The sequence below is a fragment of the Moorena sp. SIO3I6 genome (genome assembly GCF_010672095.1).
Window position 1 is genome coordinate 1 of sequence record NZ_JAAHHU010000266.1, and the last position, 6,583, is coordinate 6,583.

At 41.1% G+C, this 6,583-nt stretch carries 6 protein-coding genes and 1 pseudogene; 2 read left to right on the forward strand and 5 right to left on the reverse strand.

All coding sequences use genetic code 11. The features are described 5' to 3' along the window. Both F6K49_RS33500 and F6K49_RS33505 read left to right on the forward strand, forming a co-directional pair. Window positions 1-190: pseudogene (locus F6K49_RS33500) on the forward strand (ABC transporter); the annotation flags it as partial. A 435-nt stretch (window positions 191-625) separates the two neighbouring features. Next, a complete protein-coding gene (locus F6K49_RS33505; protein ID WP_075896726.1) occupies window positions 626-1,507 on the forward strand; it encodes a 2OG-Fe(II) oxygenase in 882 nt (293 codons plus the stop codon). A 373-nt stretch (window positions 1,508-1,880) separates the two neighbouring features. Here the strand turns inward: F6K49_RS33505 and F6K49_RS33510 are convergent, their stop codons facing one another. The 5 genes from F6K49_RS33510 to F6K49_RS33530 are packed head-to-tail and all read right to left on the reverse strand — an operon-like array spanning window position 1,881 to window position 5,976. Then, entirely contained in the window at window positions 1,881-2,693 is an 813-nt protein-coding gene (locus F6K49_RS33510) for a class I SAM-dependent methyltransferase (RefSeq protein ID WP_081431065.1), read from the reverse strand. 39 nt (window positions 2,694-2,732) lie between these two features. After that, entirely contained in the window at window positions 2,733-3,545 is an 813-nt protein-coding gene (locus tag F6K49_RS33515; protein ID WP_075896722.1) for a class I SAM-dependent methyltransferase, read from the reverse strand. A 33-nt stretch (window positions 3,546-3,578) separates the two neighbouring features. Beyond that, on the reverse strand, window positions 3,579-4,745 hold the full coding sequence (locus F6K49_RS33520; RefSeq protein ID WP_075896720.1) for a pyridoxal phosphate-dependent aminotransferase: 1,167 nt from the start codon (window positions 4,743-4,745) through the stop codon (window positions 3,579-3,581). Between the two features lie 3 nt (window positions 4,746-4,748). Then, window positions 4,749-5,090: an aspartate 1-decarboxylase gene (gene panD, locus F6K49_RS33525; protein ID WP_075896718.1), complete on the reverse strand. Its 342-nt coding sequence runs from the start codon at window positions 5,088-5,090 to the stop codon at window positions 4,749-4,751. A 19-nt stretch (window positions 5,091-5,109) separates the two neighbouring features. Next, window positions 5,110-5,976: a TauD/TfdA family dioxygenase gene (locus tag F6K49_RS33530; protein WP_075896716.1), complete on the reverse strand. Its 867-nt coding sequence runs from the start codon at window positions 5,974-5,976 to the stop codon at window positions 5,110-5,112. Window positions 5,977-6,583 lie beyond the last annotated feature (607 nt).

A 6,583-nucleotide genomic window follows, 5' to 3' on the forward strand; every position in this document is an offset into this window, starting at 1 on the left:
CTCCCTAGAAAAGATTACCCAAAATCGCACAACCATTGCGATCGCTCATCGGTTGTCCACAGTCCGCAATGCCGATTGTATTTATGTAATCGAGCAAGGCAAATTAGTAGAACAAGGACGACATGAACAGTTGTTAGAGCAACAGGGAATTTATGCCATGCTGTGGCGGGTACAGTCTGGAGTTAAGTAATAGGAGTGTGGGAAGTGTGGGGAGGGTGGGGAGATGGGGAGATGGGGAGATTTTTATTAGACCTCTTGCAAAAATAAATATGAAATCAAAATCTATCCCTTTTGCATGCATGCCTTGTCAACACCCACGGTTTATGAGACTTATGCAAGAGGTCTTATCTAAAGGGGTTCAAAGGTCTGGCGATGGAGCTATTTGAGGAAAAGGTTTTAAATCCATTTTTCTAGTAGATTAAGAGCCCGTTGGCGTAAATCCTGACTATAGGGTCTGGTCATGATGGAATAAAATTGACAAGTCACTTTATTATAGGAAAGCTTGTCAATATATCAGCGCGCAGCGCTGTACTACAAACGACGAAGAGCGCCGATCATGAGATTCTTGCTCTGAGGCGCTCGAACATTTTATAAATCTACCTTCTGCCTTGGTGCTTTTTGCTATATGTATACCAATCTACCAAAATTATCATCCTTAGAGGAAGCTAGCAATTTAGTTAACCTCGATCGCTATCCCCTCGATCGACTATCCAGCGATCGCGGAAAAGTATTAATTGCAGATTGTCAAAGACAGCTTGATGATACGGGTTGTTGTCTCCTTCCAGAATTTATTAATTCTGAGGCATTAGAATTGTTCAAAAAAGAATCTGAGAAACTGTCAGTTCATGCTCATTACTCTAATATGCTCGCTAATGTCTACTTCAGTGAGGATGACGAATCTCTTCCCAAAGAGCATCCCAAACGTTTTTTCTTCAATCGCACTAGTGGTTTTGTTCGTGCCGATTCTTTTCCCACTGATTCGCTGATACTTCAGCTTTATAACTGGCCAGCTTTCGCACCATTTATTCAAGCTTGCCTGAAGGAAGAAAAACTATACAAATATGCCGACCCTCTTTCCTATATTGCCTTCAACGTGATTAAACCAGGACAGGAGTTTCCGTGGCACTTTGACAATAATCATGTTTCGGTAACGGTCATTACTCAAGCTCCAGAGAAAGGGGGGATATTTGAGTATTGTCATAATATCAGATCGAGCCATGATGAGAATCATGATGGTGTGATGAAGGTACTCAAAGGCGATCGCACTCCCGTCACCTCTTTGAATCTAAGACCAGGGGATCTGCAAATTTTCAAAGGTCGCTATTCCCTGCATCGCGTAACAAAAGTGGAGGGGTCTATTCCACGCTACACCGCAGTCTTTTCTTATACTAAAGATCCACAAATGTATAGCAAAGTATATCGCAGCCTCCAACTTTATGGTAAGGCACTACCAACTCATTATCAGTTGGATAAAACCGATATGAGAACGGATGGTTTAGAAGATTAAAAAGATGGCAAGCAAGACAAAAGATAATTGAGAAACTTAACAAATTAGACTGGCCTCAACTAGCGGCATAATTTCAACCAGAGACTCCTTGCTTCATTGATGGTGAGTTTGTTGATGCTGTAGATGGCTAAAAATTTGAAACCATCAATGAAGCAACTGGCGAAGTTACAGCGGTTCCCGCAGTTATGAAGTACATTGGATTATAGGGTCATATTTTGCCTTTTGATCTAACACAGACAAATCAATATCCATTGAGCTTTTTTGTATATCATTACTTTTGGTTGTTGAAAGAAATATTGACTGTTGCTCTCAAGTTCGGTAGTGAAAAGCTAATTTTGCCTGTAAGCCAATCAACTCTCTGGTGTGAACCAAATCAATTACCTACTTTCTCGCTTTTGAAAAAATACCATCCCAGTTCGCCAGCTTCAACAGCTCCAGCACTCTTGCCATAGGACACACTAAGTTCCGGATATTGCTCTCGAATTCTATCAGACTGAATCGCATAAGATTTCTGCATATGTTGGCTCAAATCTGTCGCTTCCAGCACCTTAAAACCTGCCGCACTCAGGTTATCTCGATAGGATTCAGGGGTAAAAAGATTATTAACAAGTAACCGCTCGTAGAGGTGCTTGCGAGTGGATTCACTAATATCCATGGTTGGGGTAGTTAAGTCATCAAAAACAAACCGTCCTTGGGGTTTTAAGACTCTGCTAATTTCCTTGAGTGCCAAACCTCGTTCTTCAATATGTAGGAGAGTTCCTTGACTCCAAGCATGGGTAAAGGATTCATCTGGGAAAGGCAAATCGAGGATTGATGCTTTCTCGAATGAAAGATTTAGTGAAGGATTATCCTTCGCTTTTATTTCGCAGTTGCGGATATGAGTGGCACTAAGATCGATTCCTACAACCTCACAACCCTTTTGCTGAGCGATCCAGACGGCAGCTTTACCGTTTCCACAACCTACTTCCAGTACCCGTGACTGAGCAGAAATTCCACTGTGTTCTAACATATATTCATTCCAGCGATCGCAGCCACGCAGAAAGTCTTCATAGGTGTGGACTTCATCTAAGTTGTCGAAATATCCCCAATGCTTGCTGCCATCTGGGTGCCAGGAAATCCGATAGCGATCATCTGAGTTATCGTAATAGCTTTGGGTATCAGCTTCTGTAAATTTTTTTGTCATCATAACCTCCTAGTCGTTTATAGTTGGATTTTGTTAAAACTCTTAGCTGCTTAACTTTTCACAGAGGAAGAACCACCAACCTACATCACCAGCTTCCACAGCAGCAGCACTTTCCTGATAAGACCTACTTAGTTTTGGATATTGCTGTTGAATGATTGCAGACCGAATTTGATAACATTTTTGCATATGTTGACTTAAGTCCATAGTCTCTAACAGCCTGAAACCTAAGTCGGTAAGATAGTTTTTGTAGAAGTCAGGGGTAAACATATCATTAACGATCAGCCGTTCGTATAGATGTTTTTGGGTAGAAATATTGATTTTTGATACTGGTGTTACTAGGTCATCAAAAGCAAAGATTCCCCCTATTTCCAGCACACGATAGATCTCTTGGAGTGCTAGCTGGCGTTGGTGAATATGGTAGAGAGTTGCTTGACTCCAGACATGGGTAAAGGAACTGTCATAAAAAGGTAGATCCGTTGCTGATGCTTTATGAAAGGATAAGCGTAAGGATGGATTTTTCTTGGCCTTTTCTGTGGCATTGTTGATGTGAGTAGTACTTAGATCTACCCCCACTACTTCACAACCCTTCTGCCGGGCAATCCTAATAGCCGCATTACCGTTTCCACTACCTATTTCTAGAACTCGGGAGTCAGCAGTAATTTGGCTTTGAGAGAGCATATATTGATCCCAGCGTTCACAAGCCTCGGCAAAATCCTCATAAGTACAGGAGTCATCTAAGTTATCGAAATATCCCCAATGCTTGCTGCCATCTGGATGCCAAGAAATACGGTAGCGCTCGTCCGAGTTATCATAATAGGCTTCAGTATCAGCTTCTGTAAATTGGTTTGCCACCATATGATCAACACCCTCTGTATACTAGTAGTTAACTCAAAACTTTGAGCGAACGAATACCTCAAGACGTTTCATGCCTTTTTCAATGGTTTCTGTATCTGTAGCGTAGGAAAGGCGGATATGATCGTCAGCTCCAAAAGCAATTCCTGGAATTGCTGCCACTTGCTGTGACTCTAACAGGCCATTGCAGAATTCTTCAGATTTTATCCCTAGTTGGCTGATGTTGGGAAACAGATAAAAAGCTCCATTTGGTTTGGGACAGGTTAAACCAGGAATCCTATCAAGGCACTCTAGCATAATCTGACGACGTTGGGCAAAGGTTTGTCGCATCTGTTCCACACAGTTTTGAGAACTAGATAAAGCCGCGATCGCTCCATACTGAGAGAAGGTACATACATTAGAGGTACTGTGGCTTTGAATCTTGCTCATAGCTTGGATTACTTCTTGGGAGCCAGCCAGGTAGCCAACCCGCCACCCCCCCATGGAGTAAGCCTTGGCAAAGCCATTACTAAGTAGAGTGCGGGAAAATATTTCCGGACTGACAGCGCCAATGCTCAAGTGTTGAGCACCATCATAGATAATATGTTCGTAAATCTCATCCGAGACTACTAGGATATCTTCTTCAACTACTACATCTGCCAAGGCTCGAATCTCGTCAGGGGTATAAACTATTCCTGTGGGATTTGAGGGGGAGTTGAGTACAAATAACCGTGTTTTAGAGGTTATTGCTTGACGAAGTTGAACAGGAGTAATTTTATAACTATTTTCCTCATTGGTGTGAACGATTATTGGTTTTCCTCCTGCTAACTTTACCATTTCCGGATAGCTAACCCAGTAGGGTGCAGGAATGATCACTTCATCTTCTGCTTCAATGAGGGCTTGCATCAGATTAAATAAAGAGTGCTTACCCCCATTCGTAACCAAGACATTTTCTGGAGAATAGCAGAGATTGTTATCAGTTTGTAACTTTTGGGCGATGGCTTCTCGCAACGCCCATTCTCCAGCTACTGTACTATAACGAGTTTTGCCTTCATCCAAAGCTTTCTTAGCAGCAGCGGTAATATGAGCTGGGGTAGGAAAATCCGGCTCACCTACACCGAAAATGCAGACATCAAGCCCCTCTGCTTTCATTGCCTTAGCTTTAGTTGTAATTGCCAATGTTAGCGAAGGACTGACTTGATTAACTCGTGCTGCTAGTTTCATTACTTATACATACTGAAGAAACTTGTTATTCTCATCAACTAGAATTTTTTTCGGTGGATTGATTTCGTCTGTTACGTCAAAGGCTAACAAAGTAATAAGGTCCCCTGGACTAACTAAACGGGCGGAGCCGCCATTCATGCAAATTACTCCTGAATCAGCTTCTCCTTCTAGGACATAAGTTTCTAGACGGTTGCCATTAGTATTGTCCACTACTAGTACTTTTTCTCCAGGTAGCAAATCTGCCTTTTCCATCAGGGTTCGATCCACCGTAATGCTCCCGACATAGTTGACGTTAGCCTCTGTTACTTGAGCCCTGTGAATTTTTGACTTTAACATAATTCGCATTGTTTTTTCCTCCTTTTAGTTATAGACAACATTTTTGTTTCAATTCTTCTAAGGTTTCCCTCGGAGAAAAACCAAAGCAAAACTCTTCACTATAAGCTGATTTACCATCAAACCAAACGCGATTAAGCCACCTTTTTGAGCCCTGAATAAAAGCAGTACGACCATGCAATATTCTGGAATTATCCATGATAATAATTTGCTGAGGCTGCAATTTAAACTGTAACATATTTTCTGGTCGATTAAAAAAATATTTTATTGTCTTAATTATTGGTAAATCTTCTGGTTTTACTGAAATTTTAACAGCATCATCCCATCTAAATCTGATGCGTGTTCTACTCTCATGCTCTTCAAAAATAGGTTTAGTAGATTGTCTATTTTCTCTCTGGACTGTTATGGCATCGGGTTGAAATAAATTCAGTAATCCACAGGGATTTGTACCAGTTAGATAATCATACAGTAATCTCCCATCTCCAATAGTCGTTAAACCACCACTTGCTACAGCAACTTCGCACTGGAGGGCTACTATTTTTGGTGGATCCACAGCAAAAGAACCATCTGTATGTAACGGTAGTTCTGTTGTCGTTGTATTGACATATCCAGGACTATTTTCCAGAGGGGTTACGGGTACAATTCCATGTTTATCTGAGTGTTCATGCTTGACTATCGAGCCAAAATATTGCGATAATTCTAATAAATTTTCCTTGTGCTGTGACGACCTTAGCTGAATAATAACATATCCAAACTGCTTAATAAGTTTGAACATTTTTTTGACGGTAGATGCGTTTAAGTCTTTTATGCTATAAGCTTCAAGTATATTGTGTTCAACATTTGATTTTGGAACGCACAATAAATACATTTTAGCTGCTTGCTCCTTATAGATTGTCATCTATCCTCTCGACAAAGGATATCACAATCTTGCCAATTTACCAATAACGCTCTTATCACTCTTGGAAAATTCGACGAAATTACGCTGTTTCAGCCGACGAAAACTCAAGCTTTAAACCCAGTCTGATGGAAGAGGGATAAGTAGTCGGAGCAAAGTTTTAGGCTCTGTATGAATTTTTGTAAACACACCATGAACACTTGTAGCAGAATGGGAGCAGGTCAATTTTGTAAGAACACTTGAACTACAAACCCTTGAACTATACTGTTTTCCGGGCTTGAGTAGCAGTTATCAGTCGTTTTAGTACATTTGTTATGCGAATTTCACATGCTCCCGGTGGGAAGTGTGGAGAGAGGGGGGAGAAAAAGAGCGTATTTTTATGATTATTTTAGCTAATTAATATTAGTGAAAAGGGAACAGGGAACAGGGAATAGGGAATAGGGAATAGAGAATAGGGAACAAAGAATAGACAATAGGGAAAAAATCCTGTGTACCTCATTACTATAAGAGCCGCTATATAACCTTGGCCTATTGGCCACGCTACGCGAACAACTTTCAACCTTGGCCTTTTGGCCACGCTACGCGAACAACTTGATAACCTACCCTACAA